The organism is Pseudomonas sp. KNUC1026, assembly GCF_021650705.1.
GTDB lineage: Bacteria > Pseudomonadota > Gammaproteobacteria > Pseudomonadales > Pseudomonadaceae > Aquipseudomonas.
This window is the reverse complement of sequence record NZ_CP087138.1, coordinates 3,286,138-3,307,195: the sequence shown is the minus strand read 5'-3', so window position 1 is coordinate 3,307,195 and position 21,058 is coordinate 3,286,138. Positions and strand designations below refer to the sequence as shown.

Below are 21,058 nucleotides of genomic sequence, written 5' to 3'. Positions count from 1 at the left end.
GGCGCAAGCGCCGCAGCATTGACCAGGCGCTCCCCTTGGAGCGCCGTTTGTGATCAAGAGGAAAGCATGAGCAAGCAGATCCTGATTCTTCCCGGTGACGGCATCGGCCCTGAAATCACTGCCGAGGCGGTCAAGGTGCTGGAGCTGGCCAACGAGAAGTTCGGCCTGGGTTTCGAACTGCAGCACGACGTGATCGGTGGCGCGGCCATCGACAAGTACGGTGTGCCGCTGGCCGACTCCACTCTTAGCGCCGCGCGCAAGGCCGATGCCGTGCTGCTCGGCGCCGTGGGCGGCCCGAAGTGGGACAAGATCGAGCGTGACATCCGCCCCGAGCGCGGCCTGCTGAAGATCCGTGCGCAACTGGGCCTGTTCGGGAACCTGCGCCCGGCGATCCTCTATCCGCAATTGGCCGACGCCTCCAGCCTCAAGCGTGACGTGGTCGCGGGCCTGGATATCCTGATCGTCCGCGAGCTGACCGGCGGCATCTATTTCGGTGCCCCGCGTGGCCAGCGCGAACTGGAGAACGGCGAGCGCCAGGCGTACGACACCCTGCCATACAGCGAAAGCGAAGTGCGCCGCATCGCCAAGGTCGGTTTCGAGATGGCCCGTGTACGCGGCAAGAAGCTCTGCTCGGTCGACAAGGCCAATGTGCTCGCTTCGAGCCAGCTGTGGCGCGAAGTGGTCGAGGAAGTGGCCAAGGATTACCCGGACGTCGAGCTCAGCCACATGTACGTCGATAACGCCGCCATGCAGCTGGTGCGCGCGCCCAAGCAGTTCGACGTGATCGTGACCGACAACATGTTCGGTGACATCCTTTCCGACCAGGCCTCCATGCTCACCGGCTCGATCGGCATGCTGCCTTCGGCTTCGCTGGATGCCGCCGGCAAGGGCATGTACGAGCCGTGCCACGGTTCGGCGCCGGACATCGCCGGGCAGGGCATCGCCAACCCGTTGGCAACCATCCTCTCGGTGTCGATGATGCTGCGTTACACCTTCAACCAGGCCGAGGCCGCCGACGCCATCGAGCAGGCGGTGAGCCGTGTGCTCGACGAGGGCATTCGCACCGGTGACATCTGGTCCGAAGGCTGCCGCAAGGTCGGTACCCGGGAAATGGGCGACGCAGTAGTCGCGGCGCTGCGAAATCTGTAATCTCTCCGGCCCACCGCGTGAACCACAGCCGCGGTGGCCCACTTCTAACCAAGGTGCAGTTGCGATGAAACGTGTAGGTCTGATCGGTTGGCGCGGTATGGTTGGCTCCGTGCTCATGCAGCGGATGCTGGAAGAGCAGGACTTCGACCTTATCGAACCGGTGTTTTTCACCACCTCGAACGTCGGCGGCCAGGGCCCTGCCATCGGCAAGGACGTCGCCCCGCTCAAGGACGCCTACAACATCGACGAGCTCAAGGGCCTCGATGTGATCCTGACCTGCCAGGGCGGCGACTACACCAGCGAAGTCTTCCCCAAACTGCGCGAGGCGGGCTGGCAGGGTTACTGGATCGACGCTGCCTCCAGCCTGCGCATGGAAGATGACGCAGTCATCGTGCTCGACCCGGTCAACCGCAAGGCCATCGACCAGAAGCTTGAGGCCGGCACCAGGAACTTCATCGGCGGCAACTGCACCGTCAGCCTGATGCTGATGGGCCTGGGCGGCCTGTTCGAAGCAGGCCTGGTGGAGTGGATGAGCGCCATGACCTACCAGGCTGCATCGGGTGCGGGCGCGCAGAACATGCGCGAGCTGATTCGCCAGATGGGCGCCACCCATCAGTCGGTAGCCGACGAACTGGCCAACCCCGCCAGCGCCATCCTCGACATCGACCGCAAGGTCGCCGAGGCCATGCGCAGCGAGGCCTATCCGACCGAAAACTTCGGTGTGCCACTGGCCGGCAGCCTCATCCCCTGGATCGACAAGGAACTGCCCAACGGCCAGAGCCGTGAAGAGTGGAAAGGCCAGGCCGAGACCAACAAGATCCTGGGCCGCTTCAAGAACCCGATCCCGGTCGACGGCATCTGCGTGCGCATCGGCGCCATGCGTTGCCACAGCCAGGCGCTGACCATCAAGCTGAACAAGGATGTGCCGATGGCTGACATCGAAGGCTTGATCAGCCAGCACAATCCTTGGGTCACCCTGGTGCCCAACCAACGTGAAGCCAGCCTTCAGGAGCTGACTCCCACCAAGGTCACTGGCACCCTGAACGTGCCGGTGGGCCGCCTGCGCAAGCTGAACATGGGTTCGCAGTACCTGGGTGCCTTCACCGTGGGCGACCAACTGCTGTGGGGCGCTGCCGAGCCGCTGCGGCGCATGCTGCGTATCCTGCTCGAGCGCTGATCATCAGCGGATCGCACGAGCCCGCGCGCCGAAAGGCCCGCGGGTTTTTTATCGCCTGTGGCGGGCGCACCGCCGGCCCTGTTAAAGTCTCGCCCCTTTCGCATTCCCCCAAAGAGGTCAACCCATGCCCGCAACCCTGGATATCGCCATCGTCGGTGCCACTGGCCGTGTGGGGGAAACCCTGGTGGAAATCCTCGAGGAGCGCAGCTTTCCGGTCGGCACCCTGCATCTGCTGGCGAGCCTGGAGTCGGCGGGCAAGTCGTTGCCGTTTCGCGGCAAGAACCTGCGCGTGCGTGAGGTCGATGCCTTCGACTTCAGCCAGGTGGGGCTGGTGTTCTTCGCTGCCGCGCCCGCTACCACGCAGGCTTTCGCGCCACGCGCGCGCCAGGCCGGGTGCGCGATCATCGACCTGGCCGGCGTGCTCGATGCCCCTGCCATCGTGCCCGAAGCCAACGCCGAAGCGTTCACCGCTCGCGAGGCGGTCAGCCCATGCAGCCCGGTCGTTGCGCTGGCCGTGGCGCTGGCGCCATTGCGCCAGGTGTTGGCGCCCAAGCGCCTGACCGTCACCGGCTGCATGGCTGTTTCCAGTGCCGGGCGTGAAGGGGTAGAGGAACTGGCCCGGCAAACCGCCGAGTTGCTCAATGCGAGGCCGCTGGAGCCTCGGCACTTCGACCGGCAAATTGCGTTCAACGTGCTCGCTCAGGTCGGCAAGCCCGATGCCGCTGGTCAACTGGCGCTGGAAAAGCGTATCGACGCGCAATTGCGAGAAGTGCTGGAACTGCCTTTACTGGAAGTAGCCGCGACGTGCGTTCAGGTCCCGGTATTTTTCGGCGATAGCCTCACCCTGAGCCTGGTCAGTGATGCGGCCGTTGATATCGCTCAAGTCAACCGGTTGCTCAGCCAGGCCAAGGGGTTGGAGCTGGTGGAAGACGAGGGGACTACCCCACGCCGGTTGGCGATGCGGTAGGCCAGGACGTGGTGTATGCCGGCCGGTTGCGGCCGGGCCTTCGCAGTGAATGTGAGGTCAACCTGTGGTTGACGCTGGACAACGTGCGCAAGGGCGCAGCCCTCAACGCTGTGCAAATTGCGGAATTGTTGATAAAAGACCTTGCCTAAAAGATACTTGAGCGTTGTTTTTCGTCGTGTTTCTGGCTTCACCCTGTAAGTTCACAAAGGAATTGGCCATGGTTCATCTCCGTAAGCTGGCATTGGCGATCGCCGCGGCATCGACATTGTCCTCGGGGCTCGTACAAGCCCTGGAATTGGGAGAGGTGACGCTCAAGTCGGCCCCCAATCAGCCGCTGTTGGCGGAGATCGAATTGCGTGATGTCGGTAACCTGACCGCGCCCGAGATCGTCCCGAGCCTGGCGTCGCCCGACGACTTCAGCAAAGCCGGGGTCAACCGTGCGGCGTACCTGAACCAGCTGAACTTCACTCCGGTGATCAACGCCCAGGGCCGCAGCGTGATTCAGGTCACTTCCAGCGGCGCGTTGCCTGACCCGATGGTCAAATTCCTGGTGCAGGTGGTGTACCCGGCCGGGCGCCTGATGCGCGACTACAGCGTGCTGGTCGACCCGTCCAGATTTTCGCCACAGGGCGCAGCCGCAGCGCCTGCGGCCCGCGGTACAGCGTCGCCTGCGGTCACTACGGCGAGCAAGAACGCTCAATACACTACCAAGAGCCCCGATACGCTCTGGGAAATCGCTGCCCGGGTGCGCCCGGCCGGTGCCTCGGTGCAGCAGACCATGCTGGCCATCCAGGCGCTCAACCCTGATGCGTTTCTCGACAGCAACATCAACCGCCTGCGTGCAGGCCAGGTGCTGCGCCTGCCCGATGCGCCGAACGCTACCGCCCTGGCCCAGCCCCAGGCGGTTACCGAGGTGGCCCGGCAGAACGCGGCCTGGCGCGAAGGGCGCCGCATCGGCCCACGCGCGCAACAGGTCGACGCCACGCGCCGGGGCGCCAAGGGCTCAGCGCCGGCTGTCGATCCAAAAGACAACCTGACCCTGGTCTCCGGTGATGCTCGCAATGGCCGAGGCGCGGCAGCGGACCAGAAGGCGTTGCGCGATCAGCTTTCCACAACCCAGGAGAGCCTCGACTCGACGCGCCGTGAAAACGACGAGCTCAACAGCCGTAACGCTGACCTGCAAAGCCAGCTCGACAAGCTTCAGCGCCTGATCGACCTGAAAAACGACCAATTGGCGCGATTGGAGGCTGCCGCTGCGGCGCCTTCCGCCCAACCGGCAGCGCCTGGTTCGGCCACGCCTTCCACGCCTGCGATCAACGCACAGCTCAGCCAGGCACCCGGTACGGCGGCAAACCCTGGCTCGGCTCCTTCGCCAACGCCATCCGAGGGTGCTACCGGGCAAACTCCTGCTACACCCGACGGCAAGGCCACAGAGCCTGCTGCGGGAGCTTCGGGCGCCGCCGTGCCGGGCGCCGCCGCGCCGGGCGCCGATGCGTCAGGTGCAGCGCCCGCCAACGCGCCCGCTTCTGAGCACGCCCGCGACGGCCAGCAACCCGTACGTGCTGGGCGCGGCTGGTGGCATCGCGCTACTGGTCGTGCTGCTTGCAGCCTGGTTGCTGGCCAGGCGGCGTAAAGCGCAGGAACAGGCCGAAAAGCACACGCGCATGGCTCGGGCGCTGGAAGAAGAGCGTGAGTTCCGGGAGGAAGATTTCGAACTTCCCCTGACCAGTTTCGAAGGCCTTGATCCACAGGCACCCAACGTCAAGCTCACCCCGGCGATGGTCGCGGCGTCCGCTGCAGCCGCGCAGGCGGCTGCCAGTGGCCCGGCGCCGTTCGCGCCTGCGCCACCGCCTGAAAACGACGTGCCCACCGTTGCCAGCCTGGTCAAGGCCCCGGCGGCTGACGATGTCCTCACCCAGGCCCAGGACGCCATCGAGCGTGGCCGTTTCAACCATGCTGCTGACCTGCTGGAGCCAGCAGTCGAGGCTGAGCCAGGCCGCAGCGAGCTGCGCCTGAAGCTGATGGAAGTCTATGCGCAGCAAGGTGACCGCGATCTGTTCGTTGCCAACGAGCGCCGCCTGCAAGCCAGTGGCGCCAATCAGGCCGAGGTCGAGAACCTCAAGTCGCGTTTCCCCGCCATGGTCGGTGTCGCGGCCGTCGCCGGGCTCAGCGCGGCAGCGGTGGCTGCCGAGATGGATGCCCAATACGTCAAGGACCTGCTGCAGGACGAACCCGATGCGCCCGAGCCCATCGGTGAGGTGTTCGACACCGACTTCGACCTGAGCCTGGACGGCATCGACCCGGTGACCGCAGAGCCTGCGCCAAAGGCCGAAAGTGCAGCGATCAATGACCTGGACTTCGACGCGCTGCTGCGCGATACCGAAGCCGAGCGAGCCCGGGAACTGGACCTGGCCGATTTCGATCTGGACGTACCCGCCCACGATCCGGCGCCATCGCCGACCGATGAACTGGACGACCTCGAGCCTGAGCCGGCGCCAGCCGCCTCGCTGCCGGACGACTTCGACCTGTCGCTGGCTGACGAGCACCCTGAGGAGCAAGACCGCTTCGCCGCCGACCTGAATGAGGTCAACGCGCAGTTGGGGCAGTTCTCACGTGACATGAACCAGAACAGCGGTGGCCTCGACGATTTCGACTTCATGGCCGAAACCGACGAAGTGACCACCAAGCTGGACCTGGCCAAGGCCTACATCGAAATGCAGGACTCCGATGGAGCTCGCGACATCCTCGATGAGGTCATGAAGGAGGGCAATAGTGCCCAGCAAAGCGAAGCCCGGCGCATGCTTGAACAGCTAGCCTGACCCTCGCGTTTCACCCAGGCGGCAGCCCCTGAGGGCTGCCGCTTTCGTTTTTCTACAGCAGGCCCGACCGTGAACAGCTCTGAACCCGCCGCCAGTGAAATCGCCGCCGAAGGCTACACCCGCATCGCCTTGGGCGTTGAGTACAAAGGTTCGCGCTACGCTGGCTGGCAACGCCAGGCCAGCACCGCCCAGACGGTTCAGGAAACCCTGGAGCGCGCGCTGGGGCGGGTAGCGGCCGCCCCCATTTCACTGATGTGCGCCGGGCGTACCGATGCTGGCGTACACGCCTGCGGGCAAGTGGTGCACTTCGATACCCAGGTGCAGCGCCCGCTCAAGGCGTGGGTGATGGGCGCCAACGCCGAATTGCCCCACGACGTCAGCGTGACCTGGGCCAAAGTGATGCCGGCCGATTTTCACGCCCGTTTCAAGGCCAAGGCGCGGCGCTATCGCTATGTGATCTACAACGACCCGATCCGCCCGGCGCACATGGGCGAGGAGGTGACCTGGAACTACCGGCCACTGAATGTCGAGCGCATGGCCGAAGCGGCCCAGGCGTTGGTGGGCACGCATGATTTCACTGCCTTCCGTGCCGGTCAGTGCCAGGCCAAGTCGCCGATCAAACAAGTGCATCATCTGCGCGTGCAGGCGTTCGGCAAACTGATCGTGCTCGATATCCGTGCCAACGCCTTCCTGCACCACATGGTGCGCAACGTTGCCGGCGTGCTGATGGCCATTGGTGCAGGGGAGCGGCCAGTGGAATGGGCGCGCCAGGTGCTGGAAGGTCGCTCTCGCCGTGAGGGTGGGGTAACTGCTCATCCCTTCGGCCTGTACCTGGTGGAAGTGGAGTATCCCCAGGTTTACGAGGTGCCGGTGCGATACATCGGGCCCCATTTTTTAACGCCACTGAATGAACCCGCGGGCTGACGGGCCGGGTCGGGTTTGCTACTATCCGGCCCTTCTTTGCAGGCAGAGTTTTCCTTTATGGCCGCTGTTCGCAGCAAAATCTGTGGCATCACCCGCGTGGAAGACGCCCTTGCGGCCGCCCATGCCGGCGCCGATGCCATTGGCCTGGTGTTCTATGCCAAAAGCCCGCGAGCGGTCACGGTGCAGCAGGCGAGGGCGATCGTGCAGGCTTTGCCGCCGTTCGTGACCACGGTTGGCCTGTTCGTGAATGCCAGCCGCTGCGAGCTCGGGGAGATTCTCGACGCTGTTCCGCTCGACCTGCTGCAGTTCCACGGTGACGAAACACCCGCGCAGTGCGAAGGCCATGGCCGCCCGTGGGTCAAGGCCTTGCGCGTGCGCGCCGGTGACGACATCACCGCAGCCTGCCACGCCTACCGCGCCAGCGGTGCCCGCGGCGTGCTGCTCGACACCTTCGTCGAAGGCGTGCCGGGTGGCACCGGGCAGGCCTTCGACTGGTCGTTGGTGCCTGCGGGCCTTGGCCTGCCGGTCATCCTGGCCGGCGGCCTTACCCCGGCCAACGTCGGCCAGGCCATTGCCCAGGTCAGGCCCTGGGCCGTGGATGTGAGCGGCGGTGTGGAGGCTGCCAAAGGCATCAAGGATGCCGGGCTCATGAAGGCGTTCACCGCTGCGGTAGGCGAGGCGGCGGCAAATTGAGCACATGTGACGGCAGGCGTGGCTGTGCCGTCCACACATTTCAATACGGTGATGGCCAGCGGCCGTCACCTTGGTTTACCGGGCGGCGCCTTGGCGCCACCACGCCCGAACACACACCCAAGGCCGGGGCACCTGGCTGGAATGGCAGCCCCGTTACTGGAGATGAGCAAGCATGAGCAACTGGCTGGTAGACAAACTGATCCCTTCGATCATGCGTTCGGAGGTGAAGAAGAGCTCGGTTCCCGAGGGGCTCTGGCACAAATGCCCGTCCTGCGAGGCCGTACTGTACCGGCCAGAGCTGGAAAAGACCCTCGACGTATGCCCCAAGTGCAACCACCACATGCGCATCGGCGCGCGCCAGCGCCTGGATATCTTTCTCGATGAAGAAGGCCGAGAAGAGTTGGGCACCGATCTGGAACCGGTCGACCGTCTGAAATTCCGCGACAGCAAGAAGTACAAGGACCGCCTGGTCGGCGCGCAAAAGCAGACCGGCGAAAAAGATGCTCTGATCTCCATGAGCGGCACCTTGATGGGCCTGCCGGTGGTGTGCAGCGCCTTCGAATTCAGCTTCATGGGTGGCTCGATGGGCGCCGTGGTTGGCGAGCGCTTCGTGCGCGCCGCCAACTACGCGCTGGAAAACCGCTGCCCGATGATCTGCTTCTCCGCCTCCGGTGGCGCCCGCATGCAGGAAGCGCTGATCTCGCTGATGCAGATGGCCAAAACCTCTGCGGTGCTGGCACGCCTGCGCGAAGAAGGCATTCCGTTCATCTCGGTGCTGACCGACCCGGTCTACGGCGGTGTGTCGGCAAGCCTGGCGATGCTCGGTGACGTGATCGTCGGCGAACCCAAGGCGCTGATCGGTTTTGCAGGCCCCCGCGTCATCGAACAGACCGTTCGTGAAAAATTGCCCGAGGGCTTCCAGCGCAGCGAGTTCCTGCTCGATCATGGCGCCATCGATCTGATCATCTCCCGTGACGAGCTGCGTCCGCGCCTGGCTCGCATCCTGGCGCAGATGACCAACCAGCCCACGCCTGTGCAAGCTCACCTGCCGGTCGCTGCCGAGGTATGACCCAACGCACCCTGGCGCAGTGGCTGGCCTGGCTTGAGCAACTGCACCCTTCGGCCATCGACATGGGCCTTGAGCGCTCGCGCCAGGTGATGCAGCGGCTGGGCCTCGCACGCCTGGCGCCGCGCCAGGTCGTGGTCACCGGCACCAACGGCAAGGGCTCCACCTGCGCCCTGCTGGCGAGCCTGCTGCAAGCCCAGGGGTTGAAAGTGGGTGTCTACAGCTCACCGCACCTGCTTACCTACAACGAGCGGGTAAGCGTGGGCGGCGAGTGGGCGACCGACGAGGCTCTATGCGAGGCCTTCGCGGCCGTCGAAGCCGCGCGCGGCGGCATCACCCTGACCTATTTCGAAATGGGCACACTGGCAGCCTTCTGGCTGTTCGCGCGCGCCGGGCTTGACGCCGTGGTACTGGAAGTCGGCCTCGGCGGGCGGCTGGATACGGTCAACCTGGTCGATGCCGACCTCGCGCTTGTCACCAGCATCGGGCTGGACCATGCCGAATACCTGGGTAATACCCGTGAGTCGGTGGCGTTCGAGAAGGCCGGTATCTTCCGCGCGGGCGTGCCGGCGCTGGTGGGCGACCTCGACCCGCCTGCACCATTGCTTGAGCAGGCCCAGGCGCTGGCCTGCCCGCTGTCATTGCGTGGCCGCGACTACAACCTGCAAGTCGGTGCCCGGCAATGGGCCTGGCAGGGCACGAGCAGGGATGGCCAGCCACTGGTGCTGAACGACCTGCCGCTGCTTGACCTGCCGATGGAGAACGCTGCACTGGCGTTGCAGGGCTATGCCCTGTCGGGCCTGGCGTGGCAGCCCGAAGCGCTTGCCCGTGCATTGAGCGCGGCACGGGTCACTGGGCGGCTCGATCGCCGCCAGGTCGAGTGGAACGGCCGCCAGGTGCATCTGATGCTGGATGTAGGCCACAACCCGCATGCTGCGCTGTACCTGCGCGAGCGTTTGCAGGCCCGGCCGGTCGCCGGGCAACGGGTTGCGGTGTTCGGCCTGCTGGCCGACAAGGACCTGCCCGGCGTTGTCGGCCCCCTGGCTTCAGCGTTCGCACGATGGTCAGTGGCGCCATTGCCTACGCCCCGCAGCCGCCCGGCTGATGAACTTGCGCAGGCGCTTGCGAACCTTGGCGCGAGCGTAGCGTCTCATGACAGCGTCGCCGCTGCGCTCGACTTCGAGTGCGAGCGGGCGGGCGAGGGCGATGAAATCGTGGTGTTCGGTTCGTTTTTCTGTGTGGCCCAAGCCCTTGAGTGGCTGGGCGAGCGGTCTGAGTAGGGAGGCCTTTTGGCGATGCTCGATAGCGTGGTCAAGCAGCGGATGGTCGGCGCCGTGGTATTGATAGCCCTGGCGGTGATCTTTTTGCCGATGCTGTTCAGCCGGCCGGATGAAACCCGCCAGGTGCGAGTCGATGCGCCGGCAGCGCCCAGCGCACCTGCCATGGCACAAGTCACCGTAGAGCCGGTGCCGGTTCCGGAAAATCAGCCCGTTGCGCCGCCTGCGAGCAGCGAGCAGGCCCAGGCGAACGCGCAGCCGGTCACGGCGCCGAGCATGCCTGTTCCTCCGGCCCAGGGCGGTAGCGGCAAGCAGGCCCAGCCCGCACAGGGTTCGCGTGCCAGTACGCCACTGCCGGTTCCGCCTGCGCCGCCTGCTCAGCCGGCGCAGGCAAATGCGCCGGTGGCGGGCGTTTCCGGCAAACCCGATACCAGCGCCAAGCTCGATACCAACGGCGTGCCTGTGAGCTGGGCAATCCAGGTAGCCAGCCTGTCCACCCGGGCCGGTGCCGAAGGTTTGCAGAACCGCCTGCGTACACAGGGCTACAACGCTTACGTGCGTTCGGCAGACGGCAAGAATCGTGTGTTCGTGGGGCCGGTGATCGAGCGAACCGAAGCGGATCGCTTGCGGGCGAACCTCAACCGCCAACAGCAGTTGAATGGCCTGGTGGTGCGTTTCGAGCCCGAGAAATCCTGATAGCCTCAGGCCGTCGCAGCGATTTGAATACGCCATCGCGGTAACCTGTTACCTCTGGTAAAATGCGCCGCCTTATCCGTCAACGGGCTGCGCCGTGGCATTTACTTGGGTCGACTGGGCGATCGTGGCGATCGTTGCCGTCTCCGCTCTGATCAGTTTGAAGCGAGGCTTCGTCAAAGAGGCCCTGTCGCTGGTTACCTGGATCATTGCCGGTGGTGTGGCCTGGATGTTCGGTGGCGGCCTGGCGCCGTATCTCGAGAACTACATCCAGACCCCTTCGGCGCGCGTCATCGTCGGCTGCGCAATCCTGTTCCTGGCCACCTTGCTGGTCGGGGCGTTAGTCAATTTTCTCATCGGTGAACTGATCCGCGTGACCGGCCTGTCCGGTACCGATCGCTTCCTGGGCATGGTGTTCGGCGCCGCCCGGGGAGGTTTGCTGGTGGTGGTGGCCGCCGGGCTGCTCAGCCTGGGGCCGGTCCAGCAGGACGCCTGGTGGCAGCAATCCCAGCTGTTGCCGCGTTTTCTGCTGGTTGCCGACTGGTCTAAAAACCTCATCGTGGGCAAGACCAGCCAATGGATGAACGACGGTGTCGTGCCGCCGGTCACCATTCCGTTCAAGGACCAGTTGCTCCCCGCCCAAAAGGCAGCGGAGCCGCAGGCCGTTCAGGTTCATTAAACAGGGGTTGTGTCGCATGTGTGGCATCGTCGGTATCGTCGGTAAGTCGAACGTCAATCAGGCGCTGTATGACGCGTTAACCGTCTTGCAGCATCGCGGCCAGGACGCTGCCGGTATTGTCACCAGCCATGACGGCCGCCTGTTCCTGCGCAAGGACAACGGCCTGGTGCGCGACGTCTTCCAGCAGCGCCATATGCAGCGCCTGGTGGGCAGCATGGGCATCGGCCACGTGCGCTACCCCACGGCGGGCAGCTCCACTTCCGCCGAGGCGCAGCCGTTCTACGTCAACTCGCCTTATGGCATCACCCTGGCGCACAACGGCAACCTCACCAATGCCGAGCAGCTGTCCAAGGAGATCTACGAGTCTGACCTTCGCCATGTGAACACCAGCTCCGACTCCGAAGTGCTGCTGAACGTGTTCGCCCACGAGCTGGCGGTGCGCGGCAAGCTGCAGCCTACCGAAGAAGACGTGTTCGCTGCGGTCAAGGATGTTCACAAGCGTTGCCGCGGCGGTTACGCGGTGGTTGCGATGATCACCGGCTACGGCATCGTCGGCTTCCGCGACCCCAATGGCATCCGCCCGATCGTGTTCGGCCAGCGCCACACCGACGAAGGCGTTGAGTACATGATCGCTTCCGAAAGCGTGGCCCTCGACGTGCTGGGCTTCACGCTGATCCGTGACCTGGCCCCGGGCGAGGCGGTGTACATCACCGAAGACGGCCAGTTGCACACCCGCCAGTGCGCGCCCAACCCCCATTACGCACCGTGCATCTTCGAGCACGTGTACCTGGCGCGCCCCGATTCGATCATCGACGGCATCTCGGTGTACAAGGCGCGCCTGCGCATGGGTGAAAAACTCGCCGAGAAGATCCTGCGCGAACGCCCCGATCACGACATCGATGTGGTCATCCCGATCCCCGACACCAGCCGCACCTCGGCGCTGGAGCTGGCCAACCACTTGGGCGTGAAGTTTCGCGAAGGTTTCGTCAAGAACCGCTACATCGGCCGCACCTTCATCATGCCCGGCCAGGCGGCGCGCAAGAAATCCGTACGGCAGAAGCTCAATGCCATCGAGCTGGAGTTCCGCGGCAAGAACGTGATGCTGGTGGACGACTCGATCGTGCGCGGCACCACCTGCAAGCAGATCATCCAGATGGCACGCGAAGCCGGCGCCAAGAATGTCTACTTCTGCTCCGCAGCCCCGGCTGTGCGCTTCCCGAACGTCTACGGCATCGACATGCCGAGCCCGCACGAGCTCATCGCGCACAACCGCAGCACCCAGGAAGTGGCCGACCTGATCGGCGCCGACTGGCTGGTGTACCAGGACCTGCCTGACCTGATCGACGCCGTCGGTGGCGGCAAGGTCAAGATCGACCAGTTCGATTGCGCGGTGTTCGACGGCAACTACATCACTGGCGACATCGACGAGCGCTACCTGGCGAAGATCGACCAGGCGCGCAATGACGTGGCCAAGGTCAAGACGCAGGCGGTGAGTGCGATCATCGACCTGTACAACAACTGAAGGAGCAGGTGCCATGAGTCAGGATTGGGACGCAGGGCGTCTGGACAGTGACCTCGAAGGCGTGGCTTTCGACACCCTCGCAGTTCGAGCTGGCCAGCACCGTACCCCCGAAGGCGAACACAGCGACCCGCTGTTCTTCACCTCCAGCTATGTATTCCGTACCGCAGCCGATGCTGCAGCGCGGTTCGCTGGCGATGTGCCGGGCAATGTCTATTCGCGCTATACCAACCCCACGGTGCGCTCGTTCGAAGAGCGCATCGCGGCGCTGGAAGGCGCAGAGCAAGCAGTCGGGTTCGCGACCGGCATGGCTGCGATCACCGGCGTTGCCATGGGACTGTGCAGTGCGGGCGACCACGTACTGATTTCCCAGAGCGTGTTCGGCTCGACCATCAGCCTGTTCGACAAGTACTTCAAGCGCTTCGGCATCGAAGTCTCCTACGTGCCGCTGGCAGACGTCGCCGGGTGGGAAAAGGCAATCAGGCCGAACACGCGGCTGCTGTTCGTCGAGTCGCCGTCCAACCCGCTGGCCGAACTGGTCGATATCGCCGCACTCGCCGAGATCGCGCATGCCAAGGGCGCGTTGCTGGTGGTAGACAACTGCTTCAGCACCCCGGCGTTGCAGCAACCACTGAAGCTGGGTGCCGATATCGTCGTGCACTCGGCCACCAAGTTCATCGATGGCCAGGGCCGTTGCATGGGCGGCGTGGTGGCTGGCCGTGCCGAGCACATGAAGGAAATGGTCGGCGTGATCCGCACTGCCGGCTCTTCCCTGAGCCCCTTCAACGCCTGGATTTTCCTCAAGGGCCTGGAAACGCTCAACCTGCGCATGCGCGCCCATTGCGCCAGCGCCCAAGCCCTGGCCGAGTGGCTGGAGCAACAGCCGGGCATCGAAAAGGTGCATTACGCCGGCCTGCCCAGCCATCCGCAGCACGCATTGGCCAAACGGCAGATGCGCGGTTTCGGCGGTGTGCTCAGCTTCGAGGTCAAGGGCGGCAAAGAAGGCGCCTGGCGCTTCATCGATGCCACGCGGCTGGTGTCGATCACTGCCAACCTGGGCGACAGCAAGACCACCATCACTCACCCGGGCACCACCTCCCACGGCCGCCTGAGCCCGCAGGAGCGTGAAGCGGCCGGCATCCGCGACAGCCTGATCCGGCTGGCGGTAGGCCTGGAAGATGTCGCCGACCTGCAGGCAGACCTCGCCCGCGGGCTGGCCGCGCTGTGATCGAAATGGGCGCTGCCGCTGGCAGCTTCCATGACGGCCGTGTGGCACTGGTTACCGGCGCTGCACGCGGTATCGGGTTGGGCGTCGCAGCCTGGCTGATCTGCGAAGGCTGGCGTGTGGCGCTGGCCGATATCGACGAAGCGCGGGGGCAGAAGGTTGCCCAGGCGCTGGGCGACAGGGCCATGTTCATCACTCTGGACGTTGCCGACGAAGCGCAGGCCGCCGCGGCGGTGGAGCAGACCATGGCGCGCTTCGGCCGGCTCGATGCGCTGGTGAACAACGCGGCGATTGCCGACCCGCACAGCCGGCCACTGGAGCATCTGACACTGGCGCACTGGAATCGCGTTCTGGCGGTGAACCTGACCGGCGCCATGCTGATGGCCAGGCGCGCGGTGCCCTACCTGCGCGTGCGCAACGGCGCGATCGTCAATATTGCCTCCACCCGTGCGGTGCAATCGGAGCGCGACAGCGAAGCCTATGCCGCCAGCAAGGGTGGCCTGGTAGCGCTGACCCACGCGCTGGCGGTGAGCCTTGGGCCTGAGATCCGTGTGAACGCTGTAAGCCCCGGCTGGATCGATGTACGCGACAACGCTGAACGCCGCGCCGAGCCGCTCACGGCTGCCGAGCATGCCCAGCACCCGGCGGGCCGGGTCGGCACGGTCGAGGATGTTGCAGCGCTGGTCGCGTGGCTGTTGTCGGGGCAGGCCAGCTTCGTCACAGGCCAGGCCTGGCAGATCGACGGCGGCATGGCCCGCAAGATGATCTACACCTGAGGCAATTGCGCCCGGGCCCGTTCGCGGGCCTCGCCGGAGCGCCGATAGAGCACCGCGTAATACGCCCCCAGGCAGATCAGCCAGCAGAACACCGCCGTCCACACATTGTGCGAGAAGAAGTGCGCGCCTTGCAGCATGCGCCCTATCGAGAACACTGAGCCCAGGGCCATGGCGAATACGAACATCCCCCGCGCCAGCCTAGGCTTGCGGTCACGGAACACGAAGAACAGCGCGAACAGGGTGAAGCCTGTCGCCGCGTGGCCGCCGGGCCAGCACAGGCCGGGCTTGTCGGTCGCAGGCCGCGGTTGCAGCAGCTTGCTGTAGATTTCGCTGCCGCCGAATTCCTTCAGGCTCCAGGGGCACTGCACCTGAGTGAGCTGCTTGACAGGCGTAACGAAGCTGGTGGCCAATGCCATCGACAACACAAGGCAGCCCAGCTCGCGGCGTATGCCTTCGAGCTTTTCGTTGAAGGCACTGCCGATGAGTGCCAGCAACGCAAGCAGGCCGATGCAGATCACCAGTTGCTTGGCGCGGTCGTGCAGGATGTCTTCGAGGAAATAGCTGTGGCGGCCGATGAAGTCGCCTGCGGCCGGGTCGTAGGCCAATCGCGCCAGGTACATGTCCAGGTCGGTCAGTTCCAGCAGTATCAAAAGCACCGCAGTGAGCAGCGGAATACCCAGCGTCAGCCAGAGGTTGAGCGGGCGCGACAGCGGCCGGGTGGGGGAGGAAGGCATGGGGGCTCCGCAAGGCGTGGGGGGACGGACAGCGCGCAGCCTGCGCCCGTGTGTGTGGGGCCGCTGTGAACCCTGGGTAAAAAAAGCGTCAAAGCGGATGTACACTGGCGGCCGCGGCCGGTTCGGCTTAAGCTGCGCGCGCCGTTTGCACCGAACCACGCCACCACAGGGGCAATCCCATGCGAATTCTGGTCGTCGAAGACAATCGCGACATCCTGGCCAACCTTGCCGATTACCTTGGGCTCAAGGGCTATACGGTCGACTGCGCCCAGGATGGGCTGTCCGGGTTGCACCTGGCGGCCACCGAGCATTACGACCTGATCGTGCTCGACATCATGCTGCCCGGCATCGATGGCTACACCCTGTGCAAACGCCTGCGTGAAGACGCCCGCCGCGATACGCCAGTGATCATGCTCACTGCCCGCGACCAGCTCGACGACCGCCTGCAGGGTTTTCGCAATGGCGCCGACGACTACCTGGTCAAGCCGTTCGCCCTGTCGGAGCTGGCTGCCCGTATCGAGGCGGTGATGCGCCGTGCCCAAGGCGGCGGGCGCCGTTCGTTGCAGGTCGGCGACTTGATCTACGACCTGGACACTCTGGAAGTCACCCGGGGCGGCAAGTTGCTCAAGCTCAACCCGGTGGGGCTCAAGTTGCTGGCGGTGCTGATGCAGAAGAGCCCGCATGTGTTGCGCCGCGAGGTTCTCGAAGAAGCGCTGTGGGGCGACGACTGCCCCGACAGCGACAGCCTGCGCAGCCACGTGCACCAACTGCGCCAGGTGATCGACAAGCCGTTCGACAAGCCGCTGCTGCACACCGTGCACGGTGTCGGTTATCGCCTGACCGAGGGCCGGGATGGAGTTTAAGCAGAGCCTCGCCCAGCGCATCATCATCGCTTTTGCGCTGATGAGCGCACTGGTGGCGGGGGCTTTCGCGGTTGGCATCGTCGCCACCGTGCATCTGGTCGAAGAAAAACTCATTTCCGCCGGGCTCGGTGGCGACCTGCAGCGCTTGCTGATGATGGACAGCATCAGTGACTGGAATCATCGCCCGGAGCCTGACCAGCTGTTCTATTTCAGTGGCGGGCAGGGCGACTTCGACCTGCCCAAGGATCTTCGCCACCTGGGCCCTGGCTTTCATGAGGTGTTTCGCGGGGACCTTTCCTATCACGCGATGGTGCAGGTGGTAGACGGCCGCCGTTACGTGCTGCTGCAGGATCAGAGCGATTTCGAAGAACGCGAGCGCATCCTGTTTGCCGTGGTGCTGATCGGCTTTGTGCTGAGCCTGGCACTGGCGGTGTTTCTGGGCTGGTTATTGGCAAGGCGGGTGATGGCACCGGTCATCCGGCTGGCCCGCCAGGTCCGCCACCGTGACCAGTTGCTGGGCCTGGCGCCGCCGCTGGCACCGGATTACGCCGCTGACGAAGTCGGCCAGCTGGCGGTGGCATTCGATGCCACCTTGGGGCGCCTGCGTGAGGCGCTCAACCGCGAACGGTTATTTACCAGTGACGTCAGCCATGAACTGCGCACGCCGCTGATGGTATTGGCGACCTCCTGCGAATTGCTGCTGGCAAGCCCCCTGCTCGATGAACGTTCACGCAGGCAGGTCGAGCGAATCACCCGTGCATGCGAAGACATGCGTGAATTGGTTCAGACCTTCCTGATGCTCGCCCGCGCACAGCGCAACGATTCCCTCGCTGCCAAGGCCACCCTTAGCCAGGTGGCGGCGGACCTCGCCAGTCAGTGGCGGGGGCAGATCGAGGCCAAGGGCCTGGCACTGCACCTGGAGCAACCCGAGCGCACAGAGGGCGCAGCGAGTTACAACGCCACCTTTTTGCAAACCGTGATGAGCAACCTGGTGCGCAACGCCCTGCATTACACCGAACAGGGCTATATCCGGCTGGCGGTCGAGGGTACCGAGTTCGTGGTCGAGGACAGTGGCGTGGGCATTCCCAAGGACAAGCGTGAGGCGATGTTCAAGCCGTTCGTGCGCGGCACCGAAAAGCGCGGCGAGGGCCTCGGGCTTGGGCTGTCGCTGGTGCAGCGGATTTGCGCCGACCAGGGCTGGTCGGTCGACCTTGCGCACATGCAGCCCCATGGCTGCCGGTTCACGGTAAACCTTGCCCCTGCCACCCCGGCGTGAATCGAGAAGCAAAGAGAAACATTTTTTTCACATCCGCGTAACTTTTCAAGTACGCCGCAGCTCTTACGGTGCTAACCAGAAAAAGTTCCGTGTGCATCGGCTCGAGGGGTCAATAATGGCGATAGCTAGCTTCCAGGATTACTGGACGCGCCAAGGGGAGTGGGTGGAAGAGCCCAACCGGCGCAGAGGTGGAGAAAGTGGCGTGCAGCGGCTGTATGACGAAGACAGCCTGCTGTACGTCAAGCGCCAGGTCGGGCACATCTACCGCAGCCCTCTTCATCCCTTCGGCAGGCCTACCGTGTTGCGCGAGCGCGATGCCCTGGCCGGTGTGGCCAGCCTCAACGTACGTGTTCCTACTCTGAGGTTCTGCGAAGCACAGCGTGATCAGCAGAGCGGTTGGCAGGCGTTGCTGGTCACCGAGTCGCTGGCAGGGTTCGAAGAGTATGAGCAGTGGATCGCCGAAGGCGGCCGCGAGCACACCGGGGAGTGGGTCCATGAACGCTTCCTGCAGGACCTGGCGCAGAACCTGGCACGCATGCACCGCGGCCGCTGGCAGCACGGCTGTCTCTACATCAAGCACGTTTTCATCCGTGTTCAAGCGGAAGGCCCTGAGCTGAAGGTGGAAGCGGCGCTGCTGGATTTTGAAAAGTGCCGCCGGGTGTTCAGCGCACAGCGGGCTGCGGCCCACGACCTCAGGCAACTGCGACGCCACTCGTCGTTCAGCGATGCTGATTGGGCCAAATTGCTCTACTTTTACGAGGCAGCGTTCGGCAGCGTTGTCAAAGGGTTGGAGTGATGAATATAAAAACCGCACGTGCAGCCTTTGTGCTCACGGGCCTGGCGGTCACTGGTGCCGCCATGGCAGCCTGGCATCAGCCGGGGCCTGCGATCCTGAGTGCCGTGCATGGAGAGGGCTTATGCCATCTCCCGCGCGCGCAACAAAGCCAAGCGGCAGTGAAGCCTGACTCAGACCTGCTGTTACTGGTCTACGGCTTGGCTCAGGGAACAAGGGCGCAATAAGAAAACGAGCGACAGCACCAATACCATCGCCCAGCCTTGCTGGGCGATGGTGTTTTCAGGCCACCTGATGCAGGTGGTTGTCCCAGCCGCCGGAAGGCAGCGCCAAGGCGTTGGCCTCGATCGCAGGGCTGTCACAGCGGTAATGCCGGCAGCGCCCCTGGCCGGAACTCACGACGAAACCGTCGGCCAATGCCGCCACGCCCGCACAGTCCGGGACCTGAGCTTCCAGCCGCAGTACGCCAGTGTCCATCGCCCAGATGAACAGCCGGTTGGCCCGGGGCGCCGTCAAGGCCACCAGCCGCAGGCGATCATGCACGGCAACGCTGGCGGTGTACTGGGCCATGTTGCGCAGTTGTGCCTCGGCTACCGGAAACGCTTCGAAAGCCTGGCCGGGGCGTTTGATCGCCAGCAAGGGCGCAAGGTCGCTCGCTGCCCCCATGTATTGCTGGCAGGCCAGGATCGTCCCGTCGTTGGCGATCGCCAGGTGGCGAATGCTGTTCATCGGTTGCGCCAGCACTTCCCGCGACAGCAGCAGCCCGTCGCGCTGCATCAGCACCAGGCTGGGTTCCATCGCCTCCAGGTTCATCTCCACCCGGCTCTCGGCCTCGGTGCGGATGCCGCCGTTGGCGATCACCAGGGTTTCGCCGCCTGGCAGCCAGGCGACCTCATGCGGGCCTATGCCGTGGGTGGGCATTTCGCCCTCGCGCGTCAGCCCCTTGGCCTCGAAGCGGTAGATTCCCAATACTCCGCGGCCAGGGTCGCGGGTGTCGTTTTCGGTGGCGTAGAGCCATTCGCCGCTTTTGTGAAGCACTGCGTGGCCGTAAAAGTGCCGCTCGGGCGGTGTGCGCAGCCGCTGGAGCAGGCGGCCGTTGCGCAGGTCGATCAGGTAGCTCTCGCGGCCAGGGCGGCGGGCCACCCACAACGCCACTGGCAGGTGGGGGTGGTCGATCACCGCGTGGCAGCGCAGTGGCACTTCGGTTGCGAACAGCACGCGACCATCCAGCCGGCATGCGACGGCGTAATGCCGGCCCTGGGCATCATCACGCGCCGACAGCAGCAGCGGCGCACGCCCGCCTCGCCCCGGCAGCAAACGCCCAGCCAGGCTACAGGCGGCGCTCAGCAGGTCTCGCACGGCCATGGTCAGTCCCCGTCGTTGGCGTTGAAGCCCAATTGAATGCCCAAGGCGCGGGCCAGCTCGCCTTCATGCAGGCGATGGACGCTGTTGAGGCTGTCGTACAGGCGTTTGAGTTGCTCCTGGCCTTCAGGCGTCTGCAGCATGGCCGATAGCCGCTGATCGGGTTCGAGCAGCGAAAGCGTGGCGGCGTAAGCGTTATCGATACGCTCGGCCACCGCTTTGTGCTCCTTGGGCAGCAAACCCTTGAAACCCTGGCCGTCGACCCCGTCCCACACCGTTCTGGCGGCCTCCAGGCTGGCGCGCAAACTGGCCAGCGAGGCGTCGCTGCGCCAGGCCTCGGCCTGATACGGCTGGGCGACACCTTTGGTTTGCCGGCCCATGGGCGCGCCGAGTTTTTCTTCAGGGTGTCGAGCGCGGTGACCTGCGCGCGCAGCAGGTCGGCCAAGGCCTCATGGGCATCGGCGTAGCGCTCGTTGGGGAACTGGGTGAGCTGCGCGAGCATGCCGCCCTGGCGATTCCAGGCGCCGAGGATGTCCTCGGCCAAGGCGTGCTGGCGCTCGCCGATGGCGATCAGCAAGGGGCAATAGCGGGCCTTTTGTGCAGCGCCTGCCAGCTCGGGCTGGCTGTCATAGAGGATGTATTCGTAGGCCGAGAGGCCCTGTATCACCACGCTGCCCTGAGCCAGGCTGGCGGCGTCGACGGGCTTGCCACTGGCGAGCAGTTGCTCGACCTGGCGGCCCACCAGGTTTTTCTTGTCGGGCCAGAACTGCACTGCCCAGGTGCGGTTGCCTTCCGCCAGCGGGCCGACCAGCATCGGTTGCAGCGCGGCCCAGGCGCGCTGGGCCGCAAGAAAGTCGGCGCGGGCCTTGGCGAGGTCTTCGCGGCCTTCGCAAAAGGCCAGGGCGCTGGCAGCCAGTTGGCGGTCGGCCGCCAGCCACTGGCTGTAGCCGGGCAGGATCACCTGCTTGGCCAAGGCTGCGCTGGTGCTGGCCTGGCGATCCTGCGGGGTGCAGGCACCCAACGCCAGGGCTGCAAGGCTGGTGAACAAGAGTTTGGGGCGAAACAT

General features: G+C 64.8%; 16 protein-coding genes and 3 pseudogenes. 16 read left to right on the top strand and 3 right to left on the bottom strand.

Translation table 11 applies throughout. The features are described from left to right. Positions 1 to 66 precede the first annotated feature (66 nt). The 13 genes and pseudogenes from leuB (at position 67) to LN139_RS15285 (ending at position 14,964) form a co-directional block, all read left to right on the top strand. Complete coding sequence (gene leuB, locus LN139_RS15345; RefSeq protein ID WP_236354978.1) at positions 67 to 1,149, top strand: 3-isopropylmalate dehydrogenase; 1,083 nt, start codon at positions 67 to 69, stop codon at positions 1,147 to 1,149. A 64-nt stretch (positions 1,150 to 1,213) separates the two neighbouring features. Continuing rightward, positions 1,214 to 2,326, top strand: a complete 1,113-nt coding sequence (asd, locus tag LN139_RS15340; RefSeq protein ID WP_236354974.1) for an aspartate-semialdehyde dehydrogenase — start codon at positions 1,214 to 1,216, stop codon at positions 2,324 to 2,326. A gap of 124 nt (positions 2,327 to 2,450) precedes the next feature. Next, a pseudogene (locus LN139_RS15335) lies at positions 2,451 to 3,325 on the top strand (aspartate-semialdehyde dehydrogenase); the annotation flags it as partial. Positions 3,326 to 3,510: 185 nt separating this feature from the next. Next, positions 3,511 to 6,112 (top strand): annotated as a pseudogene (locus tag LN139_RS15330) (FimV/HubP family polar landmark protein). A gap of 99 nt (positions 6,113 to 6,211) precedes the next feature. Further along, complete coding sequence (truA, locus tag LN139_RS15325) at positions 6,212 to 7,036, top strand: tRNA pseudouridine(38-40) synthase TruA (RefSeq protein ID WP_236360439.1); 825 nt, start codon at positions 6,212 to 6,214, stop codon at positions 7,034 to 7,036. 57 nt (positions 7,037 to 7,093) lie between these two features. Beyond that, positions 7,094 to 7,729, top strand: a complete 636-nt coding sequence (locus LN139_RS15320; RefSeq protein ID WP_236354949.1) for a phosphoribosylanthranilate isomerase — start codon at positions 7,094 to 7,096, stop codon at positions 7,727 to 7,729. A gap of 172 nt (positions 7,730 to 7,901) precedes the next feature. Continuing rightward, on the top strand, positions 7,902 to 8,798 hold the full coding sequence (gene accD, locus LN139_RS15315) for an acetyl-CoA carboxylase, carboxyltransferase subunit beta (protein ID WP_236354945.1): 897 nt from the start codon (positions 7,902 to 7,904) through the stop codon (positions 8,796 to 8,798). Beyond that, entirely contained in the window at positions 8,795 to 10,075 is a 1,281-nt protein-coding gene (gene folC, locus LN139_RS15310; RefSeq protein WP_236354942.1) for a bifunctional tetrahydrofolate synthase/dihydrofolate synthase, read from the top strand. The genes accD and folC overlap by 4 nt, the downstream gene beginning before the upstream one ends. 9 nt (positions 10,076 to 10,084) lie before the next feature. Then, a complete protein-coding gene (locus tag LN139_RS15305; RefSeq protein WP_236354937.1) occupies positions 10,085 to 10,768 on the top strand; it encodes an SPOR domain-containing protein in 684 nt (227 codons plus the stop codon). 94 nt (positions 10,769 to 10,862) lie between these two features. Continuing rightward, positions 10,863 to 11,444: a CvpA family protein gene (locus tag LN139_RS15300; RefSeq protein WP_236354923.1), complete on the top strand. Its 582-nt coding sequence runs from the start codon at positions 10,863 to 10,865 to the stop codon at positions 11,442 to 11,444. Between the two features lie 16 nt (positions 11,445 to 11,460). Further along, entirely contained in the window at positions 11,461 to 12,966 is a 1,506-nt protein-coding gene (gene purF / locus LN139_RS15295) for an amidophosphoribosyltransferase (protein ID WP_236354919.1), read from the top strand. A 13-nt stretch (positions 12,967 to 12,979) separates the two neighbouring features. After that, the gene (locus LN139_RS15290; protein WP_236354916.1) at positions 12,980 to 14,191 is read left to right on the top strand and encodes an O-succinylhomoserine sulfhydrylase; all 1,212 of its coding nucleotides are present in this window, start codon (positions 12,980 to 12,982) and stop codon (positions 14,189 to 14,191) included. A gap of 5 nt (positions 14,192 to 14,196) precedes the next feature. Then, positions 14,197 to 14,964 (top strand): SDR family oxidoreductase, encoded by a 768-nt coding sequence (locus LN139_RS15285; RefSeq protein WP_442964444.1) that lies wholly within the window; start codon positions 14,197 to 14,199, stop codon positions 14,962 to 14,964. Here the strand turns inward: LN139_RS15285 and LN139_RS15280 are convergent. Continuing rightward, positions 14,955 to 15,698 carry a phosphatase PAP2 family protein gene (locus tag LN139_RS15280; RefSeq protein WP_236354911.1) on the bottom strand — a complete coding sequence of 248 codons (744 nt, stop codon included), beginning with the start codon at positions 15,696 to 15,698 and terminating at the stop codon, positions 14,955 to 14,957. The two genes, LN139_RS15285 and LN139_RS15280, sit on opposite strands and share 10 nt — an antisense overlap. A 179-nt stretch (positions 15,699 to 15,877) precedes the next feature. Here LN139_RS15280 and colR point away from each other — a divergent pair, with 179 nt between their 5' ends. The 3 genes from colR (at position 15,878) to LN139_RS15265 (ending at position 18,633) form a co-directional block, all read left to right on the top strand. After that, the gene (gene colR / locus LN139_RS15275; RefSeq protein WP_236354898.1) at positions 15,878 to 16,561 is read left to right on the top strand and encodes a two-component system response regulator ColR; all 684 of its coding nucleotides are present in this window, start codon (positions 15,878 to 15,880) and stop codon (positions 16,559 to 16,561) included. Beyond that, a complete protein-coding gene (locus LN139_RS15270) occupies positions 16,551 to 17,837 on the top strand; it encodes a sensor histidine kinase (protein ID WP_236354890.1) in 1,287 nt (428 codons plus the stop codon). Before colR ends, LN139_RS15270 begins: the two co-directional genes overlap by 11 nt. 115 nt (positions 17,838 to 17,952) lie before the next feature. Continuing rightward, entirely contained in the window at positions 17,953 to 18,633 is a 681-nt protein-coding gene (locus LN139_RS15265) for a lipopolysaccharide kinase InaA family protein (RefSeq protein ID WP_236354887.1), read from the top strand. A gap of 279 nt (positions 18,634 to 18,912) precedes the next feature. On the opposite strand, the gene LN139_RS15260 is transcribed toward LN139_RS15265, so the two are convergent. Next, a complete protein-coding gene (locus LN139_RS15260) occupies positions 18,913 to 19,995 on the bottom strand; it encodes a DUF1513 domain-containing protein (protein WP_236354885.1) in 1,083 nt (360 codons plus the stop codon). A gap of 2 nt (positions 19,996 to 19,997) precedes the next feature. Beyond that, positions 19,998 to 21,058, bottom strand: a pseudogene (locus LN139_RS15255) (imelysin family protein).